General features: G+C 66.2%; 17 protein-coding genes. 7 read left to right on the top strand and 10 right to left on the bottom strand.

Annotation, left to right across the window (positions count from 1 at the left end; all coding sequences use genetic code 11):
• Nucleotides 1-13: 13 nt before the first annotated feature.
• Nucleotides 14-793 (bottom strand): IclR family transcriptional regulator domain-containing protein, encoded by a 780-nt coding sequence (locus AC1RVY_RS14815; protein WP_218296030.1) that lies wholly within the window; start codon nucleotides 791-793, stop codon nucleotides 14-16.
• A 211-nt stretch (nucleotides 794-1,004) separates the two neighbouring features.
• Between AC1RVY_RS14815 and pobA the strand changes: the two genes are divergently transcribed.
• Nucleotides 1,005-2,189, top strand: a complete 1,185-nt coding sequence (pobA, locus tag AC1RVY_RS14810; RefSeq protein WP_369643307.1) for a 4-hydroxybenzoate 3-monooxygenase — start codon at nucleotides 1,005-1,007, stop codon at nucleotides 2,187-2,189.
• An 84-nt stretch (nucleotides 2,190-2,273) separates the two neighbouring features.
• On the opposite strand, the gene purH is transcribed toward pobA, so the two are convergent.
• From purH to AC1RVY_RS14790, 4 genes are all read right to left on the bottom strand, one after another.
• Entirely contained in the window at nucleotides 2,274-3,887 is a 1,614-nt protein-coding gene (purH, locus tag AC1RVY_RS14805) for a bifunctional phosphoribosylaminoimidazolecarboxamide formyltransferase/IMP cyclohydrolase (RefSeq protein ID WP_369643308.1), read from the bottom strand.
• Nucleotides 3,888-3,982: 95 nt separating this feature from the next.
• Nucleotides 3,983-4,216, bottom strand: coding sequence for a Fis family transcriptional regulator (locus AC1RVY_RS14800; protein ID WP_218296033.1), 234 nt, complete (start codon nucleotides 4,214-4,216; stop codon nucleotides 3,983-3,985).
• Nucleotides 4,213-5,259, bottom strand: coding sequence for a tRNA dihydrouridine synthase DusB (dusB, locus tag AC1RVY_RS14795; protein WP_218339671.1), 1,047 nt, complete (start codon nucleotides 5,257-5,259; stop codon nucleotides 4,213-4,215). The genes AC1RVY_RS14800 and dusB overlap by 4 nt, the downstream gene beginning before the upstream one ends.
• 151 nt (nucleotides 5,260-5,410) lie before the next feature.
• A complete protein-coding gene (locus tag AC1RVY_RS14790) occupies nucleotides 5,411-5,992 on the bottom strand; it encodes a M15 family metallopeptidase domain-containing protein (RefSeq protein WP_218339672.1) in 582 nt (193 codons plus the stop codon).
• A gap of 150 nt (nucleotides 5,993-6,142) precedes the next feature.
• On the opposite strand from AC1RVY_RS14790, the gene AC1RVY_RS14785 reads away from it, so the two are divergent.
• Nucleotides 6,143-6,625, top strand: coding sequence for a YqaA family protein (locus AC1RVY_RS14785; protein WP_369643310.1), 483 nt, complete (start codon nucleotides 6,143-6,145; stop codon nucleotides 6,623-6,625).
• 36 nt (nucleotides 6,626-6,661) lie between these two features.
• Here the strand turns inward: AC1RVY_RS14785 and AC1RVY_RS14780 are convergent, their stop codons facing one another.
• The gene (locus AC1RVY_RS14780) at nucleotides 6,662-7,522 is read right to left on the bottom strand and encodes a sulfotransferase family protein (protein ID WP_492806961.1); all 861 of its coding nucleotides are present in this window, start codon (nucleotides 7,520-7,522) and stop codon (nucleotides 6,662-6,664) included.
• 177 nt (nucleotides 7,523-7,699) lie between these two features.
• Between AC1RVY_RS14780 and AC1RVY_RS14775 the strand changes: the two genes are divergently transcribed.
• From AC1RVY_RS14775 to AC1RVY_RS14760, 4 genes are read left to right on the top strand one after another with little or no spacing between them, the layout of a single operon-like run.
• Complete coding sequence (locus AC1RVY_RS14775; RefSeq protein WP_492806960.1) at nucleotides 7,700-8,941, top strand: glycosyltransferase family protein; 1,242 nt, start codon at nucleotides 7,700-7,702, stop codon at nucleotides 8,939-8,941.
• A 12-nt stretch (nucleotides 8,942-8,953) separates the two neighbouring features.
• On the top strand, nucleotides 8,954-9,724 hold the full coding sequence (locus AC1RVY_RS14770; RefSeq protein ID WP_492806959.1) for a hypothetical protein: 771 nt from the start codon (nucleotides 8,954-8,956) through the stop codon (nucleotides 9,722-9,724).
• Nucleotides 9,725-9,734: 10 nt separating this feature from the next.
• Entirely contained in the window at nucleotides 9,735-10,577 is an 843-nt protein-coding gene (locus AC1RVY_RS14765; RefSeq protein WP_369643314.1) for a Gfo/Idh/MocA family protein, read from the top strand.
• Nucleotides 10,574-11,686 carry a DegT/DnrJ/EryC1/StrS family aminotransferase gene (locus tag AC1RVY_RS14760; protein ID WP_492806958.1) on the top strand — a complete coding sequence of 371 codons (1,113 nt, stop codon included), beginning with the start codon at nucleotides 10,574-10,576 and terminating at the stop codon, nucleotides 11,684-11,686. Before AC1RVY_RS14765 ends, AC1RVY_RS14760 begins: the two co-directional genes overlap by 4 nt.
• Nucleotides 11,687-11,767: 81 nt before the next feature.
• Here AC1RVY_RS14760 and AC1RVY_RS14755 read toward each other — a convergent pair whose 3' ends face one another.
• The 4 genes from AC1RVY_RS14755 to AC1RVY_RS14740 form a co-directional block, all read right to left on the bottom strand.
• The gene (locus AC1RVY_RS14755) at nucleotides 11,768-13,000 is read right to left on the bottom strand and encodes a GGDEF domain-containing protein (RefSeq protein ID WP_492806957.1); all 1,233 of its coding nucleotides are present in this window, start codon (nucleotides 12,998-13,000) and stop codon (nucleotides 11,768-11,770) included.
• A 228-nt stretch (nucleotides 13,001-13,228) separates the two neighbouring features.
• Nucleotides 13,229-14,107 (bottom strand): EamA family transporter RarD, encoded by an 879-nt coding sequence (gene rarD / locus AC1RVY_RS14750; protein WP_492806956.1) that lies wholly within the window; start codon nucleotides 14,105-14,107, stop codon nucleotides 13,229-13,231.
• Nucleotides 14,108-14,237: 130 nt separating this feature from the next.
• The gene (gene ychF / locus AC1RVY_RS14745; RefSeq protein WP_218296038.1) at nucleotides 14,238-15,332 is read right to left on the bottom strand and encodes a redox-regulated ATPase YchF; all 1,095 of its coding nucleotides are present in this window, start codon (nucleotides 15,330-15,332) and stop codon (nucleotides 14,238-14,240) included.
• 82 nt (nucleotides 15,333-15,414) lie between these two features.
• The gene (locus AC1RVY_RS14740) at nucleotides 15,415-16,284 is read right to left on the bottom strand and encodes an MOSC domain-containing protein (RefSeq protein WP_492806955.1); all 870 of its coding nucleotides are present in this window, start codon (nucleotides 16,282-16,284) and stop codon (nucleotides 15,415-15,417) included.
• 89 nt (nucleotides 16,285-16,373) lie between these two features.
• On the opposite strand from AC1RVY_RS14740, the gene AC1RVY_RS14735 reads away from it, so the two are divergent.
• Nucleotides 16,374-17,507 carry an FAD-dependent monooxygenase gene (locus AC1RVY_RS14735; RefSeq protein WP_492806954.1) on the top strand — a complete coding sequence of 378 codons (1,134 nt, stop codon included), beginning with the start codon at nucleotides 16,374-16,376 and terminating at the stop codon, nucleotides 17,505-17,507.
• The last annotated feature ends 50 nt before the right edge of the window (nucleotides 17,508-17,557 follow it).

Here is a 17,557-nt window from a genome sequence, read left to right as displayed (position 1 = left end):
CGTTGGCATTCGTTCACAGCAGCCCCCGCAGCTCGCGGGCGGCCTCCTGCAGCAGTGGCAGCATGTCGCGCTGCAGGCTGCGCTCGTCCACCTGCTTGGGCGACGCCACCACATTGAGTGCGGCCACCGTGTCGCCCTGCAGATTGCGCAGGGGCACGGCCAGCGCGTGCACGCCCAGCTCGTGCTCCTCCACCGCCAGGCAATGGTCGTCGCGCCGCGCCTTGGCAATCACCTGCCGCAGCGGGCCGACCTGGGTGATGGTGTGGGGAGTGAGCCGGTGCAGCGGGCAGGCCTTGAGCCACGCCGTCAGCGCCGCCGGTGGCAAGGCTGCCAGCAGCACGCGCCCCGTGGACGTGGGGTGCGCCGGCAGCCGCGCCCCCAGGTGTAGCCCATAGGCCAGCACGCGCGACGGCGCGCCGTACACCCCGCTGCGCGCCACGATCACCACCTCGCCGCCATCCAGCACCACGGCCGAGAATGACTGCTGCGTCTGTGCCGCCAGCCGGTTGAGCGTGGGCTGCAGCACCCGCGGCAGCCGGGCCGATGCCAGGTAGCTGCCCGAAAACCGCAGCACCTTGGGCGCCAGCCAGAAGTAGCTGCCATCCGTCTCCAGATAACCCAGGTGCGCCAGCGTGAGCAGGTGGCGGCGCGCCGCCGCGCGCGTGAGGCCGGTGCGCTGCGCGGCCAGCGTGGCATTGAGCCGCTGGCGCTCGGTGTCGAAACTCTCCAGCACCGCCAGGCCCTTGGCCATGCCTTCGATGAAATCTGCCTTGGCGATGGGAACGGTGGTCATGCGGGGGTCCATGGTCGGCCGGTCGATGCCCGGGGTGCGGGCGCCCGATGCGCCGGGGGCTGTGGAAGATTGCGCGATGATCGCACATCACGTCCACCCACCGCGCGCCAGGGCGCCGGGCGGGCGCCGCGTTGACATGGATCAACCTACGCTTGGCGCTGTTGTCTTAGCGCTTTCCAGCGCCCTTGTTTGCTTTGTGAGGTTGTCCACCATGCGTACCCAGGTTGCCATCATCGGCGCAGGCCCCGCCGGCCTGCTGCTCGGCCAGTTGCTTTACAAGTCCGGCATCGACGCCGTCATCATCGAACAGCGCAGCCCCGACTACGTGCTGGGCCGCATCCGCGCCGGCGTGCTGGAGCAGGTCAGCATGGACCTGCTGGACCAGGCGGGTGTCGGCGCCCGCGCCCATGCCGAAGGACTGCCACACGACGGCATCGAGCTGCTGTTCAAGGGCGCGCGGCACCGCATCGACCTGCACGCGCTGACCGGCGGCAGCCGCGTGACGGTGTACGGCCAGACCGAAGTCACCCGCGACCTGATGGACGCCCGCGCCGCCGAAGGCCTGACCACGGTGTACGACGCCCAGAACGTGAGCGTGCACGACTTCGACGGCCAGCAGCCGCGCGTGACCTACGAGAAGGACGGCCAGACGCACGAGGTGCTGTGCGACTTCATCGCAGGCTGCGACGGCTACCACGGCGTGTGCCGCGCCAGCGTGCCCGAGGGTGCGCTGCGCACCTACGAGCGCGTCTACCCCTTCGGCTGGCTGGGCGTGCTGGCCGACGTGAAGCCTGTCTCGCACGAGCTGATCTACGCCAACACCGAGCGCGGCTTTGCGCTGTGCAGCATGCGCAGCAACACGCGCAGCCGCTACTACCTGCAGGTGCCATCGACCGACAAGGTGGAGCAGTGGAGCATCGAGCAGTTCTGGGCCGAACTGGGCAACCGCCTGGACCCCGAGGCGCGCGAGAACCTGGTCACCGGCCCGGCGCTGGAGATGAGCATCGCCCCGCTGCGCAGCTTCGTGGCCGAGCCCATGCGCTTTGGCCGCCTGTTCCTGGCGGGCGACGCCGCCCACATCGTGCCGCCCACCGGCGCCAAGGGCCTGAACCTGGCGGCGAGTGACGTGGGCTACCTGTGGAATGCGTTCGCCGACTACTACGGCGAGAAGTCGAGCGCCGGCATCGACACCTATTCCGACCGCTGCCTGCGCCGCGTGTGGCGCGCCGAGCGCTTCTCGTGGTGGTTCACCTCGTTGATGCACCGTTTTCCAGAGACTGGCGAATTCGGCCAGAAGATTCAGGAAGCCGAGCTGGAATACCTGGTGCACTCGCGCGCAGCCTCGGTCTCACTGGCCGAGAACTACGTAGGGCTACCGATGAACTTCGGAACCTGACTCTCTCCCCGTTCCGAGAGTACCTCCCAAAAAAAAAGCGGCTTCCCAGGAAGCCGCTTCTTGCATGGCGCCCCGCCGCCCGAATCAGTGGCGGAAGTGGCGCACCCCGCTGAACACCATGGCCACGCCGCGCTCGTTGGCGGCATCGATCACTTCGTTGTCGCGCATGGAGCCACCGGGCTGTATCACGCAGGTCGCACCTGCATCGACCACCACATCGAGGCCGTCGCGGAAGGGGAAGAATGCGTCGCTGGCCACCACGGTGCCCTGCAGCGTGAGGCCCGCGTGGCCCGCCTTGATGCTGGCGATGCGGGCCGAGTCCAGGCGGCTCATCTGGCCGGCGCCCACGCCCATGGTCATGCCGCCCTTGCAGAAGACGATGGCATTGCTCTTGACGTACTTGGCCACCTTCCAGGCGAACAGCAGGTCTTCCATCTCTTCCAGCGTGGGCTGCTTGTGCGTGACCACCTTCAGGTCGATGAGCGACAGCTCGTGGTTGTCCGCGGTCTGCAGCAGCAAGCCGGAGCCGATGCGCTTGGCGTCCATGGCGTTGCGGCCCCGCTGCCAGTCGGTGAGCTGCTGCGCCTTGCCGGCATGCGGCGGCAGGGCGATCTTGAGCAGGCGCACATTGGCCTTGGCCTTGAACACCTCCAGCGCCTCGGGCGTGAACTCCGGCGCCATCAGCACTTCGACGAACTGCTTGGCGATCTGCTGGGCGGCGCCGCCATCCACCGTGCGGTTGAAGGCGATGATACCGCCGAAGGCGCTGGTGGGGTCCGTCTGGAAGGCCTTGCTGTAGGCATCGAGCGCGTCCAGGCCCACGGCCACGCCGCAGGGGTTGGCGTGCTTGACGATGACGCAGGCAGGCGCCTCGAAGCTCTTGACGCATTCCCACGCCGCATCGGCGTCGGCGATGTTGTTGTACGACAGCTCCTTGCCCTGCACCTGCTCGGCCGTGACCAGCGAGCCGGGCGCGGGGTACAGGTCGCGGTACAGCGCGGCCTGCTGGTGCGCGTTCTCGCCGTAGCGCAGGTCCTGCACCTTGGTGAAGATGCCGTTGCTCTGGCCAGCGAACTGGGCACGCGCGGGCACGTAGGTTTCGGACAGCTTTTCCTCTTCGAAGGTGACGGACGAGAGGTAGTCGCTGATGGCGCCGTCGTACTGCGCGATGCGGTTGAACGCGGCCACCGACAGCGCGAAGCGCAGCTTGTCGGAAAGCTTGCCGTTTTCCTTCAGCTCGGCCAGCACGGCGGGGTACTGCGAGGCGTCGGTCAGCACGCCAACGTCCTTCCAGTTCTTGGCGGCACTGCGCACCATGGCCGGGCCGCCGATGTCGATGTTCTCGATGGCGTCGGCCAGCGTGCAGCCCGCCTTGGCCACGGTGGACTCGAAGGGGTACAGGTTGACCACCAGCAGGTCGATGGTGTCGATGCCATGCTCCTGGAGCGCGGCCATGTGCTCGGGCAGCTCGCGGCGCGCCAGCAGGCCGCCGTGCACCTTGGGGTGCAGCGTCTTCACGCGGCCGTCCAGCATCTCGGGGAACTGGGTGACCTCGGCCACCTCGGTCACGGGCAGGCCCTGGTCGGCCAGCAGCTTGGCGGTGCCGCCGGTGGACAGCAGCTTGATGCCCAGTGCATGCAGGGCCTGTGCAAATTCGACGATGCCGGTCTTGTCGGAGACGGAAAGAAGTGCGTTCATGGCAGTGGTGGTGGGGAGAGTTTGAATGAAAAAAGGGCCTGGCGCTTTATGGATAAGCGCCAACAGCTATACATTTAATAGCAATCGTGCGCCGGTCAGAGCAGCTTGTGCAGGGCCAGCTTCTTGCGCAGCGTGTTGCGGTTCAGGCCCAGCCATTCGGCGGCGCGGGACTGGTTGTTGTCGGCATGGGTCATCACCACTTCCAGCAGCGGTTTTTCGACCACGCGCACCAGCATGTCGTACATGCCGTCGGGCGTCTCTCCGCCCAGGTCGCGAAAGTAGCCTTGCAGGCTCTCGCGCACGCATTCTTCTATGTGTTTCTTGCTCATGCAGCCATTCCCTCTTGTTCTTCTGGTTCTGCGTCCGTGCCGGTGGCGGCGGGCAGCCGGTCCATCTGTTGCGCAAGCGCATCCAGGTGGTCGGCCACGGCCTGCCACTGCGCGGCGCAGTCCTCGATCGTATTGATGTGTTGCCTGAAGGCCTCGCCGCCGGGCAGCGCACGCAGGTACCACGCGATGTGCTTGCGCGCACTGCGCACCCCGGTCAGCTCGCCATACAGGCTGTAGTGGTCTTGCAGGTGGTCCAGCAACAGGCGCCGCACCTCAGCCACCAGCGGTGGCGCCAGGTGCTCGCCCGTGGCCAGGAAGTGGCCGATCTCGCGGAAGATCCACGGCCGGCCCTGTGCGGCACGGCCGATCATGATCGCGTCGGCCCCGGTGGCGGCCAGCACGTCGCGCGCCTTCTCGGGCGAAGTGATGTCGCCATTGGCCACCACGGGCACCCTCACCGCCGCCTTCACCGCCGCGATGGTGTCGTACTCCGCATGGCCCTTGTAGCCCTGCTCGCGCGTGCGGCCGTGCACGGTGAGCATCTGGATGCCCACGCCCTCGAACGCGCGGGCCAGCGCCACGGCGTTCTTGTGCTCCTGGCACCAGCCGGTGCGCATCTTCAGCGTGACGGGCACGTTGAAGGGCGCGCACGCCTGTACCACGGCCTCGGCGATCTCCACGGCCAGCGCCTCGTTCTGCATCAGGGCGGAGCCCGCCCACTTGTTGCAGACCTTCTTGGCCGGGCAACCCATGTTGATGTCGATGATCTGCGCGCCGCGCTCCACGTTGTAGACCGCGGCCTCGGCCATCATCGGCGCATCGGTGCCTGCGATCTGCACGGCGATGGGCCCGGGCTCCCCTTCATGGTTGGCCCGGCGCGAGGTCTTGAGGCTGTTCCACAAGTCCTTGCGCGAGGTCACCATCTCGCTCACCGCGTAGCCCGCGCCCAGCGCCTTGCACAGCTGGCGAAACGGCCGGTCCGTGACGCCCGCCATCGGGGCGACGAACAAGCGGTTCGCCAGAGGAATGTGGCCGATGTGCATGAAGGGGCGCGGTAGGTGCAGCAGCGAATGCTGAAAAAGGAGGCAGGATTGTACCTGCTCAAAATTTCAGCAAATGAAATGTTACGCCCACTGAAATGACGCCCCTGTCCACCCCGATGCTCTCCGGCGCGGCGACGCACGGCCGCCACGGTCAACGCGCGGCGAGGTCGGTTTCCGCCGTCGGTGCAGGAACCCGGGCACGTTGCGCAAAGCGCCACCAGGCATCGGCGGCATTGTCGAATTCATGGCGCGCCATCAGCGTGCGCAGCCACTGGCGGTTGTGCAGCACATCCGGCGAGAAGCCCCGCGCGGCCAGCTCCGCGCCCCCCTGCCTCACGCCGGCGGGCGTGCCCATGTCCACATCGTGCCCATCGGCCAGGGGGCCGCGCACGACCTTGCTGGCCTTCATGCCGTCCACCACCCGCACCCGCACCACCCATTCGCCGGCGGCGACGGGGCAGGTGGCTTCAAGTGCCATGCCTTGCGCCTGCAGCTCCCGGGCCACGCCATCCAGCGCGGCGCGCCCACCGGGCATCTCGCTGCAGCCGCTACCGCTGCCGGCATGCGCGTGCGGAGCCGGCGGCAGCGAAGAAGACACAGGGGGCACCGCCGCCTGCGGGCTGTGCACGCAGGCGGCCAGCAGCAGCGCCAGGGCCGCTGACGACCAGCGGGTGCCCACCGGCACGGCGGCAGGTGCCGGGCGGGCGATGGCAGGGATTGCGAAACAATGCATGAAGCCTCCCGGGGTAAATTCATTCAGGGACGGTGTTGCTTCACGGTACAAATAGGCGCCGCCCACGGCCATGCGCGGATGGCGCACCCCTGCGTAGGACAGCGCCCCCTGGCATGAAAGCGATGCCGCCGCCGCCCTACACTTCCTCCCATGGAAATCTGGATGCACCAGCTGCTGGAATGGCTTGCGCTGCCGCAGTTCGGCCTGAGCACGGTCTTTGTCGTTTCGTTCATCTCGGCCACGCTGCTGCCGCTGGTCTCGGAGCCTGCGGTGTTCGGCCTGATCAAGATCAACCCTGAACTCTTCTGGCCTGCCATCCTGGTGGCCACGGCCGGCAACACGCTCGGAGGTGGTGTGAGCTGGTGGATGGGCCTAGGCGCCCACAAGGCGGTGGACAAGGCCCGTGGCAACGCCACCGACGTGCGCGCACTCCACTGGCTTCAGCGCTTTGGCGCACGCGCCTGCCTGATGAGCTGGCTGCCCGTGGTGGGCGACCCGCTGTGCGCCGTGGCGGGTTGGTTGAAGTTGCCATTCTGGCCCTGCCTGGCGTACATGGCAGTGGGCAAGTTCTTCCGCTACCTGGTCATGACCAGCGTGCTGCTGTACTTCATGCCCGAGCACATCGTGCGGTGACGGCGGCGGCGATGTGTGCTGGCGCAGGCCGCAGCATCAGGCGTTGTAGCCCAGCTCCCTGAGCAAGTCATTCGCAACCTCTTCAAATTCGAGGATCTCGTCCGCTGACAAGATGCCGCGCCAGGCATCCCGCAAACGGGGGTCTGGTGCTTGCCGGGTTCTGGCCTGCTGCGCCCGCCGCCGCTCGGCGGACACGATGACCACGCCATCTGCGGTCGCACGGCCTTGGTGCTCCTGAAGCCGCTCCCCGCTTCGGGTGTGGTAGTCCAGCATGGCAGGATCAAAATCGAGCCGGATGAAATCGCACACCCTTCGCAGTTCTGCCTCGGTGTCGGCGATGAGGTTTTCGTAGCGGATTTCCAGGTAGTTCTGGCACAGCGCGCCGTTGTTTCTTGTGGTGGTGACGTTGTCCCGCCAGTGCCGCGCCTGGACAGCCATGGATCTCCCGGGTGAAAACCACTGATCCCGCAGCGAGGCAGCGCACGCCCGGCCATCGCGGACGATGTGGATGAAATGCGCTTCCGGCAGCAGTTGCTGCAGATAGGGCATGTGCAGGCCATACAGCGGCGTCTTGTCGCCCCACCGCGTCTTGTGGAACCTGGCCGCATACATCCGATAGAACACCCGGAAACCGTCGGGGAGACTGAAGGGATCGACGCATTCCAGAGCCTGTGAAAAAGCAGCCCGGTCGATGCCAAAGTCCGCCCATCCCGGCGCATGGGGCGGAAAGCCCGTGACGGCGTTGCAAAACCAGGTGCGCGGATCGGGCGTGCCAAAACCGTCCAGGGGCATGGCGAGAAACCCGGTCTCTGGCGGAATGGCGAGCGCAGGGTGTGCATCCAGCATCAGCCGCAAAAGGGTCGTCCCCGATCGGGGTGAGCCGACGATGATCGGCATGGGGGGAAGGGCTGGCAAGGGCGCTTGCGCCGCTCGGCCTTTGCAAAGCCGCTGCCAGTAATGCTGGAGGCCCATCGCGTATCATTTCCTTTACTGGCAAGCGCCCGCTACAGCTTCGCCTTCAGACATCCCAGAGTTCAAAGGTCCCCTGTGCAAATCCTTATTGCAGTGTGCGGCATGCAATATCGCAGCGGTGCAGAGCTTTTTGTTCGCGATCTTGCACTCGCCCTGCACCAGCGTGGCCATTCCGTCGTGGTGTATGCCCCCATCATGGGTGATCTGGCGGATGAACTGCGCTCACGCTGTATCGCCTGCGTTGCCGAGTTGTCTTGTGTGTCCGAAACGCCAGACATCATTATCGGAAATATGCGCGACGATACCGTGGCCTGCATGGCGCATTTTCTGTCCACCCCGGCCATATCCATTTGCCACGACCGCACAGCTTTACACGGAAAACCGCCGCGCTTGACCCGCATTCGGCAACATGTGGCTGTGGATGAGAATTGTGCGGAGCGCCTGTATCTCGAAAATGGCATTCCGCGATCGTCTTTAGAAATCATTTCCAATGGCGTCGATCTGGAACGATTCCGCCCTCGCCCACCTTTGCCCGCCAAACCGCTGCGCGCGGCGATATTCAGCAATTACTCCACGGAGAGCGAAGAAACCGCAGCCATCCGATCAGCCTGCGCGGCATTTGGCATATCGCTGGAGGTGATCGGAAAAGGCGTCGGGCGACAAGAGGCTTCCCCAGAAAAAGTCCTGGCACAGTTTGACCTTGTGTTTGCCAAGGCCCGCTGTGCCATGGAGGCGATGGCGGTGGGGTGTGCGGTCATCCTGCTCAACGAGGGCACGGGCCTGGCAGGCCTGGTCACGCCAGGCAACGTCAAGGAATGGCATCGCTGGAACTTTGGGCGCCGGCTGATGCAACAGCGCATTCACCGCGAGGCCATCGAGCAGGAGATACAACGCTACTGTGCGCCAGATGCGCAGGCCGTGAGTGCCTACGTGCGCGAGCATGTCTCACTGGCCGCCACCGCAGACGCAATGGAGCGCCTGGCACAACGCGTGGTCCATGCCGAAACGACCCACCGCCCGATCAGCCCCCAGGAAGAACTCCGCGAGTTTGCCCAGCATGTTGCGGACAATCTCATGCCGTTTGGCGTTGCACAGGTGGCGGTGCAAACCGGCATCCTGCTTGAGCGGGTCGAATCGCTGAATGCGCTGCGCAGTTCGGCATCGCCCATCGCCGCCCCGCCAGCGCCAGACGTCCGCCCCGACTCCGCTCCACAGGCGCAGGAGCTGGCGGCCACGAAGGCTCTGGCGGCAGATCTGGAGCGGCAAATTGGCGCACTGCGTGCCAGCTGGTCCTGGCGATTGACCGCGCCCCTGCGCTGGCTCGGGGCGCACCGAAGCACTTAAACACCAACGACCATGAAGCCTCTTCTTTTGGTAGCCCACCCAGGCCACGAACTGCGCATTTTTGAGTGGGTGCGCCGAGTGAAGCCCCATGTGGTGATCCTGACGAACGGTGACGGCTCCATCGGGCAGGCACGCCTGAGCGACACCCAGGATCTGCTCGCCGACATCGGCGTTCGCGTGCGCTGCGACTGGCTGGAGCCGGTGTCAGACGCTGCGGTGTACCAAGCCTTGCTCGGCACCGCACCATCCCCGTTTGCCGGTTGGCTGACCCAGCTCACCCAGGCCGCCCTGCAGGAGGGCATCGATGTGCTGGTGTCCGACCAGGCGGAGGGCTACAACCCAACGCACGACCTGTGCCGGGTACTGGCCAATTGTCTGGTGCGGCAGATGGGGCAGGCCGGACGGCAGGTCCGCAACCTGGAGATTCCACTGGTCGGCCACCCCTGTGACCCCGCCTACGATGAACAGGCCGAGGTCAAGATCACCCTGTCTGCGCCAGAGCTGACCCAGAAACTCGCAAAGATGCAAGACTACGCCCGGCGTTGCAGCCCGGTGCTCGAGCAAGAGCTACAGACCATGCTGGATGGCTATGGGCAGCAAGCGTTCGCCACGGAGTGTCTGTACACAGCGCGCCGCACCCCCTATGAAGACGACAAGGTCCCGGACACGATGCCCAGTTTCGAGCGCATTGGCGAAGAGCGACGTCTGGCCGGTATTTACAAGCACGTCATACAGGCCCAGCACCTGCGACAATTGGTGCAGTCCTTTGCACTTCAGCACTGAAGTGGACTCCATGGCGAACCGCACCCGCATCGCAGTGATTGGCTATGGCCGCTTTGGACGCGTGCATGCCCTGCGTGCCCAGGCACATCCTGCGTTCGACGTGCTGTGTGTGGTCGACCCCCAACCCGGTGCACGCGACACCGCGCAAGCCGATGGATTCAACGCCATCGCTTCCCTGGATGGCCTCCCCCGTGGCGTGGAGGCGGCCTCGGTGGTGACCCCCGCAGATACCCACGCCGAGATTGCAATCGCGTTGATGCACCGGGGGATCGATGTGCTGGTGGAGAAACCCCTGGCGACCTCGGAGGCGGAGATCGACACCATGCTCGATGCTGCCCAGGCGACCCGCCGCCGGCTCTTCACGGGACATATCGAGCGCTTCAATCAGGCGCTGACGCCCGCGCCCTGGGACACAACGCCGGGGAACATCGTGTTTTCACGACAGTCGCGCCTTCCCGGGTGCAGCCACTCCGTGGTGTTGGACCTGATGGTCCATGACCTGGATCTGGCCGCCCACCTGCTGCGCTGCCAGGCACCGGATTCATTTCACATCCTTGGCGTACAGGAACATGGGGGAGGCGTATCCGCGCAGGTGGCGATGGGTACGGCAGTCGTGGACTTTCATGCCCTGCATGGCGCGGACACTTCCAGCGCCACCATCCGCTGGCAAGGGGCCGCCGCCATGTGCGAGCTGCCCCTCTCGCACCGCGCGGACCTTGCCCAGACGGACGCACTCACCCGGCAGTACACCGCCTTTCACGAGGTGCTGACGGGGCAGCATTCGCACCTGGCCAGCGCCATGGACGGGGCCACCGCCGCCCGACGCGCCCTGGCGATAGCGGCACGACTATGAACGTACCGTTTTTTCGCAGTCCCTGGCAAACCCCCTCCAACGCAGACAGCCTCGGTGCCACCTTTGCCCATATCCTGCAGAGTGGCCAGTACATCCTCGGAAGGGCTGTGCACGAGTTTGAACGCGAACTCTCCGCCAGGCTGGGAGCCCAGCCAGTGGCGGCCCTGAACTCCGGCACGGACGCCCTCGTGCTCGCGCTGCGGTTGTTGGAGCTGCAACCCGGCGACGAGGTCGTTCTTCCCTCCTACACGTTCTTTGCCTGTTTTGAGGCCGTGGTCCGCGCGGGGGCCGTGCCGGTTCTGTGCGACTCCCAGGCCCACGATTTCCTCTGCAGCGAGAAGGAGGTTGTGGCCTGCATGACCGCCCGCACGCGCGCCGTCATGGCGGTTCCACTGTTTGGCGATGCGAGCGCGATTCCCGCCATCGCACGAAGTTGCCGCGCCATGGGGGTGCCACTGATAGAGGATGCCGCGCAGGCGCTGGGTGCGCGGGTGCATACCGAAGAGCGCGGGTGGCAGCAGGCCAGTACCTTGGGTGACCTGGGAACGCTCAGCTTCTACCCCACGAAAACGCTGGGCGCGCCGGGCGACGCCGGCGCATTGACCAGCCGCCATGCTCATTTCATCGAGCGTGCGATGTCGCTGCGCAATCACGGGCTGCACGCCGGATGCCATTCCGACGTGGGCTACAACAGCCGCATGGATGAATTTCAGGCCGCCGCTCTGGTGCAAGGCCTGGGCCAGCTCGACAGCTGGCTGGACGAGCGCAAGAGCATTGCGTCGCGCTACCTGGAAGGCCTGGCGGGGCTTGACGGCATTTCACTGCCTTGCCATCACGAAGGACACGCCTGGAACTACTTTGTCCTGCGGTGCACGCAGCGTGACAGGCTGCGCGCGGCCCTCGCGCAAGCAGGTGTGCAAACCCGCATCTACTACAGCGCCCCGATCCACAGGCAACCGGCATACCTGAAGCGCTTCCCCGGCGTGCACCTTCCGCACGCCCAAGCACACGCCCAGCAGGCGCTCGCGCTTCCCCTTTTTCCGGGCATGGCGGAGGCGGAAGTCGACCACGTCATGAAGGCCGTCGCCCTCGCTTCCGGCCGCACTTGATGGACGGTCTTGTGGAAAACCCGGCGGTGCCAACGGGGGGCCAGTTCGTGGCATGCGCCCGCGATTCCGGGGCGCTGCATGTCACAGGAGCGTGTGGTGGCCGGATTCCGGCAGCAACGAGTTCTCCTTGGCCACCGGCTCCTCGACCACCACCTGGTTGCGCCCGCCTTCCTTGGCCATGTACATCGCGGTATCGGCCCGGGAGAAGAACTCCAGCACCGACTCTCCCAGCACGTACTGGGTCACGCCGATCGACACCGTCACCCGCCCCTTGAGAAGCCCGGCCCATGCATGGATCTCGACCTGGGCGCGGATGCGCTCGCAGGTATTGAGCGCAGGCAGCAGGGATGTGGCGGGAAAGATGAGCAGGAACTCCTCGCCCCCATAGCGCCCGAACACATCGCCTGCGCGCACCCCCTGCTGTGCCACGCGGGCGAACGTGCGCAGCACCTCGTCACCCCCCAGATGCCCCAGTTCATCGTTGATGCGCTTGAAATGGTCGATATCCACCACGGCGAGGCACAGGGGAATGCCGCTTTCATCCGCCAGCTGCTTTTGTTCCTCCAGCGCGGCCAGCACGTAGCGGCGGTTGAAACATCCGACCAGGGGGTCGCGCTGGGCGTCTTCCTGGATGTTCTTGATCTTCCGGCTGGCGTGGTACAGGCTGCGGTAGAGGCGCTGGACCCTGCCCATCAGGAGGATGTAGGTGGGCAACGATAGCGCCAGGGCCAGCCAGTGCAGCGCTTCCAGGCGCAGCAGCGCGTCATTTTTCTGCTCCACGTAATGGAGCCCCACCACCACGGCGTACAGGCACAGCATGCAGGCCGCCAGCGCCAGCAGCGCGGGTCGCGGCACGGTGAAGATCCCGTAGGCCACCGCCACGAAGGTGAACGGAACCAGCAGGATCTGCGTGACCGGCGCCAGATAGAACACCCCGACCATGCAGGCCAATGCCGTGGCCACAATGGCCAGCTTCAGGTGCCTGTGCCGCACCTTCTTGTGCAGGCCCGAACTGAAAATCCCCCAGAAGGCCCCGCATCCCAGCACCACCAATACGGCCAGGACGGCGAGCACCTGCACATCCACCATGCCCAGCGCATAGAACCCGGCCATCGCCAATACATACAGGCCGATCAGCCCCCCGGCCAGCCGCCATTTCTGCCCCGCGCTGCGCCCGCTTCGCGGCCCCAGGCCATCCATGGCCCTGCGCGCGGGACGCGCCATGGCCGACGATGAGTCATCGAATTCCATGACGGCGTCGGACAGCGGAAAGGCGTCCGTCGCCGAAAACGGATTCTTGCGGCCAAAGAACATGCGGAGGCAGGCGTGGGCCCGGGTTCGTTCGGGTGACAGGTTCACCGAAATACACAGTCCGCCAGCGCTGACGCCCGGCAGACGGGCCCGCGCATCTTACGCAGAACTGACACGGAAGCGCTCCGTGTTTTCCAGTAGCTCGCGCGCTGCAGCGCACCCTGCGGGCGGCGTTTGGCGCCGCGCACCCCGCCTTGCGGCCACTGTTTGCGCCCGGAAAAAGATGCCTCTTCAGGCCGCCGCAACCTGCCGGCGTGTCCACCAGCCTTCCAGGCTGTAGACCAGCAGCGCAGTCCAGATCAACACAAACCCCACGAGGCGCGCAGGCTGGAAGGGTTCATGGAACAGCCACACGCCCAGCGCAAACTGCAGGCTCGGGGAGATGTACTGCAGGATGCCCAAGGTGGACATCGGGATCAGGCGGGCACCCGCGGCAAACAGCAGCAGCGGAACGGCCGTCATGGGGCCCGCGAGCAACAGCCATCCCACGGCGGCTGGCGGCCCCTGGACCAGTGCGCCCTCGCCCTGCCAGGCCCACCAGCCCAGCATGATGGCGGCCACCGGCGCGAGCACCAGGGTTTCCAGCGCCAGCCCCTCCAGCGCGCCCAGCACGGCAAGCTTGCGCAGCAACCCGTAGAAGCCAAAGCTCAGGGCCAGCACCAGCGCAATCCAGGGCAGGCGGCCCGCCTGCACCGCAAGCCACAGCACTCCCGCGGCAGCCACGGCCACCGCAAGCCACTGGCCCGGGCGAGGCCGCTCTTTCAGGAACACGAAGCCCAGCGCCACGTTCACCAGCGGCAAAATGAAATAGCCCAGGCTGGCATCCACCACATGCTGGTTCTGCACCGCCCACACATAGGTGAGCCAGTTGCCCGACAGCAGCATCGCCGACAGCACGAACGCGCCCAGCACACGGGGCTGGCGCAGCACGGCGCCCATCCAGGACCATTGCCTGCGCACCATCAGCACGCCAAAGACAAACACCAGCGACCACACCGTGCGGTGCATCACCACCTCCAGCGAGGGCACATCCGCCACCTGCTTGAAATACAGCGGGAACAGGCCCCAGGCGGCATAGGCCAGCGCGGCGTAGAGGATTCCAGTGTTCATAGAAATCGGTGGTGCCAGGGGCGCGCAGGCCCCTTCGAACGGTCGAAAAAAATCCCTGCATGCCAGGGGCCGTGCAGGGATGCGATGCCATCGGGCCCATGGCCCGGCGGAGCTTTCAGCCTCCCAACCCCTAGACGTTGAACAGGAAGTTCAGCACGTCGCCATCCTTGACCACGTACTCCTTGCCTTCGGCGCGCATCTTGCCTGCATCCTTGGCGCCCTGCTCGCCCTTGAGCGCGATGAAGTCCTCAAACGCAATGGTCTGTGCACGGATGAACCCGCGCTCGAAGTCGCCGTGGATCACGCCGGCCGCCTGGGGCGCCGTGTCGCCGATGTGGATGGTCCAGGCGCGCACTTCCTTCACGCCCGCGGTGAAGTAGGTCTGCAGGCCCAGCAGCTTGAAGGCGCCGCGGATCAGCCGGGCCAGGCCGGGCTCCGTCTGGCCCATCTCGGCCAGGAACATGTCGCGGTCCTCGTCGCTCATCTCGGCCATCTCGGCTTCCATCTTGGCGCAGATGGCCACCACGGGCGCGTTCTGGCTGGCGGCGTATTCCTTCAACCGGTCCAGGAAAGGGTTGTTCTCGAAGCCGTCCTCGCTCACGTTGCCCACGAACATCGCGGGCTTGGCGGTGATCAGGCACAGGGACTTGAGCAGGGGCTGCTCTTCCTTGGTGATCTCCACCGAGCGGGCGGGCTTGCCCTCGTTGAGCGCGGCCTGGATGCGCGTGAGCAGCGCCACCAGCTTGGCGGCATCCTTGTCGTTGCCCGACTTGGCGGCCTTGGTGTAGCGGTTGAGCGCCTTCTCCACGGTGCCCATGTCGGCCAGGCACAGCTCGGTCTGGATGACTTCGATATCGGAGATCGGGTCCACGCGGCCAGCCACGTGGATCACGTTGTCATCCTCGAAGCAGCGCACCACGTTGACGATGGCGTCCGTCTCGCGGATGTGGGCCAGGAACTGGTTGCCCAGGCCTTCGCCCTGGCTGGCGCCCGCCACCAGGCCGGCGATGTCCACGAACTCGACGATCGCAGGCACGATGCGCTCGGGCGAGATGATGCTGGCCAGCTGCTGCAGGCGGGGGTCCGGCACCTCCACCACGCCCACATTGGGCTCAATGGTGCAGAAGGGATAGTTTTCGGCGGCGATGCCGGCCTTGGTCAGCGCGTTGAAAAGGGTGGACTTGCCGACGTTGGGCAGGCCCACGATGCCGCATTGGAGGCTCATGGCAGGGCTTTCTGGAATTCGGAGACAAACCGCCGATTTTACGGGCCCGCCGGCAACCGCCGTTCGGGGGCAGGTTCGCGCCTCAATCGAAGCGCAGATCCGCCCCCACCCGCTGCCCCACGCGCAGCATCTGGCCCGCGCCCCGGGCCACGATGGCATTCATGCCGAAGGTGGTCGCACCATCGAGGCGCTTGTCCTGGCGGTAGGTCCGCAGCATGTCGCCCACTGCGGGGGTGCTTTCGGCCGTGGCGGGGTCGATGTCGGGGATGGGGCATCGTGAACACGGCTTCACGGGCTGCAGGTGGATCCCGCCTTCCGGGGCCTCCACCCGAATCATGTCCACACGGTCTTCGTCATGGGCATCCACGCCGGCCAGCACCACATTGGGCCGGAACCGCTCCATCCCCACGGGGGCATGGCCTGCCGCCTGCAGCCGCGCATTCAGCTCCTGCAGGGAAGCCTCGCTGGCCACCAGCACGGGAAACCCGTCGGCGAACTGATTGGGCGCCTCGATCCCCCCCGTCCACTCCATGCTGGACAGGCGGCGGTGCTCAGGGTCGAAACGGACAAGCCGGCACGGCTGGCCCAGGAAATCCGTGAACCACTGGGCGGCCACCGCGCCCATGTCCCAGGCGGGCACCGTATCCCGCCACACGGTCACGGTGGCAGGCGCCTCGACCGCATCGATGGACACGTGCAGGGCCAGCATGCCGGGCGCGCGCAAGACCATTTCGTCGCTCTTGAGCTGCGGCCGGATGAGCGCCATGCGGGGCAGGACGCGCTGGGTCAGGAACATGCCCTTGGCATCCACCACCATCCAGGCGCGGTCCAGGTCCAGCCCGGTCTCCGTGAGCAGCGCCTCCTGCACTTCAATGCCGGCGCACGACTTGACGGGATAGACGAACAGCCGTGCGATGGTGCCCGACAGATCGGAATCAGGGTTGAAGCTCACGCCGGGGTACTCCTTGAAAAACGGGCGGGGATGCGGGCCCCGATTCTGCACTGCGCGCGCGGGCACAAGCCCCCTCCTACAATGCCGCCATGGCCCAAACCTTTGATATCTGTATTCGCGGCACCGGCATCGTGGGCAAGACCCTGGCGCTGCTGCTGGCCCGCGAACGGCTGAAAGTGGCCCTGCTGCCGGCCCCCGGCCCCAGAGGCGCCGCAGCCGCCGATGTGCGGGCCTACGCGCTGAATGCGGCCTCGCGCCATCTGCTCGAATCGCTGCGCAGCTGGCCGGACGAGCAACACGCCACGCCGGTGCGGACCATGCAGGTGCAGGGTGACCACGACGGCGCCGTCCATTTCGACGCGGCCACCCAGGGGGTGGATGCCCTGGCCTGGATCGTCGACGTGCCCGCCCTGGAAGCACGCCTCACGGAAGCCGTGCGCTACCAGCCGCAGGTGGAATGGGTGGAGTCGCCCGTGCCCGCGGCGCTGACGGTGGTGTGCGAGGGCCGCGCCAGCAGCACGCGCCAAGAATTTGGCGTGGATTTTCAGGTGACGCCCTATCCCCAGCACGCCATCGCCACCCGCTTGGAGTGCGAACGTGCGCATGGACAGGTGGCGCGCCAGTGGTTCTTGCCCGACGGCATCCTGGCTTTTTTGCCCTTGGGCGGACCCCAGGGGAACTCCGTGGCGGTTGTATGGTCCGTCTTGCAGGACCAGGCGGCGCCGCTGATGGCCTTGCCGCCTGAAGAATTCGCGAAAAAGCTCCAGGCGGGCAGCCAGGAGGTGCTGGGAAAGTTGGTGCTGAGTGCGGAGCGCGCAGCCTGGCCCCTTCAGCTTGCCAAGGCGGATCGCTGGTGCGGGGCCCTGCCCGCCAGCGGCAAGAACCCGCGCAGCTGGGTGCTGGCCGGCGATGCGGCGCACAACGTGCACCCGCTGGCGGGCCAGGGGCTGAACCTGGGCCTGGCCGATGCGCAGGCCCTGGCAGGCATGCTGCAGGGACGCGACTACTGGCGCAGCGTGGCGGATGTGCGGCTGCTTCGGCGCTATGAAAGGGAGCGCAAGGCCGCGCTCCTGCCGATGGGTTTGGCGACGGACGGGCTGCAGCAGCTTTTCTCCCGCCACGAGGGCCCCCTGCAGGCATTGCGCAACTGGGGAATGAAGGGCTTTGAGCTAAGCGGCCCCTTGAAGAACTTCGTGGCCCGCCAGGCCATGGGAATACATTGACCACATTGCGGCCTCCACCGGGAGGCCGACAGATCTCCGGAACAAGAACA

This window comes from Acidovorax sp. GW821-FHT11A03 (assembly GCF_058809075.1).
The sequence above is the reverse complement of the archived record's forward strand: the minus strand, read 5'-3'. Positions and strand labels throughout refer to the sequence as shown.

What these genes read in the sequence shown, in the direction of transcription:
- AC1RVY_RS14765 (WP_369643314.1), top strand. Translation starts at nt 9,735, where the DNA reads ATGGCGAACCGCACCCGCATCGCAGTGATTGGCTATGGCCGCTTTGGA.
- ychF (WP_218296038.1), bottom strand. Translation starts at nt 15,332, where the DNA reads ATGAGCCTCCAATGCGGCATCGTGGGCCTGCCCAACGTCGGCAAGTCC.
- AC1RVY_RS14760 (WP_492806958.1), top strand. Translation starts at nt 10,574, where the DNA reads ATGAACGTACCGTTTTTTCGCAGTCCCTGGCAAACCCCCTCCAACGCA.
- AC1RVY_RS14735 (WP_492806954.1), top strand. Translation starts at nt 16,374, where the DNA reads ATGGCCCAAACCTTTGATATCTGTATTCGCGGCACCGGCATCGTGGGC.
- pobA (WP_369643307.1), top strand. Translation starts at nt 1,005, where the DNA reads ATGCGTACCCAGGTTGCCATCATCGGCGCAGGCCCCGCCGGCCTGCTG.
- AC1RVY_RS14770 (WP_492806959.1), top strand. Translation starts at nt 8,954, where the DNA reads ATGAAGCCTCTTCTTTTGGTAGCCCACCCAGGCCACGAACTGCGCATT.
- AC1RVY_RS14785 (WP_369643310.1), top strand. Translation starts at nt 6,143, where the DNA reads ATGGAAATCTGGATGCACCAGCTGCTGGAATGGCTTGCGCTGCCGCAG.
- AC1RVY_RS14815 (WP_218296030.1), bottom strand. Translation starts at nt 793, where the DNA reads ATGACCACCGTTCCCATCGCCAAGGCAGATTTCATCGAAGGCATGGCC.
- AC1RVY_RS14780 (WP_492806961.1), bottom strand. Translation starts at nt 7,522, where the DNA reads ATGCCGATCATCGTCGGCTCACCCCGATCGGGGACGACCCTTTTGCGG.
- AC1RVY_RS14790 (WP_218339672.1), bottom strand. Translation starts at nt 5,992, where the DNA reads ATGCATTGTTTCGCAATCCCTGCCATCGCCCGCCCGGCACCTGCCGCC.
- AC1RVY_RS14800 (WP_218296033.1), bottom strand. Translation starts at nt 4,216, where the DNA reads ATGAGCAAGAAACACATAGAAGAATGCGTGCGCGAGAGCCTGCAAGGC.
- purH (WP_369643308.1), bottom strand. Translation starts at nt 3,887, where the DNA reads ATGAACGCACTTCTTTCCGTCTCCGACAAGACCGGCATCGTCGAATTT.
- AC1RVY_RS14775 (WP_492806960.1), top strand. Translation starts at nt 7,700, where the DNA reads ATGCAATATCGCAGCGGTGCAGAGCTTTTTGTTCGCGATCTTGCACTC.
- dusB (WP_218339671.1), bottom strand. Translation starts at nt 5,259, where the DNA reads ATGCACATCGGCCACATTCCTCTGGCGAACCGCTTGTTCGTCGCCCCG.
- rarD (WP_492806956.1), bottom strand. Translation starts at nt 14,107, where the DNA reads ATGAACACTGGAATCCTCTACGCCGCGCTGGCCTATGCCGCCTGGGGC.
- AC1RVY_RS14755 (WP_492806957.1), bottom strand. Translation starts at nt 13,000, where the DNA reads ATGTTCTTTGGCCGCAAGAATCCGTTTTCGGCGACGGACGCCTTTCCG.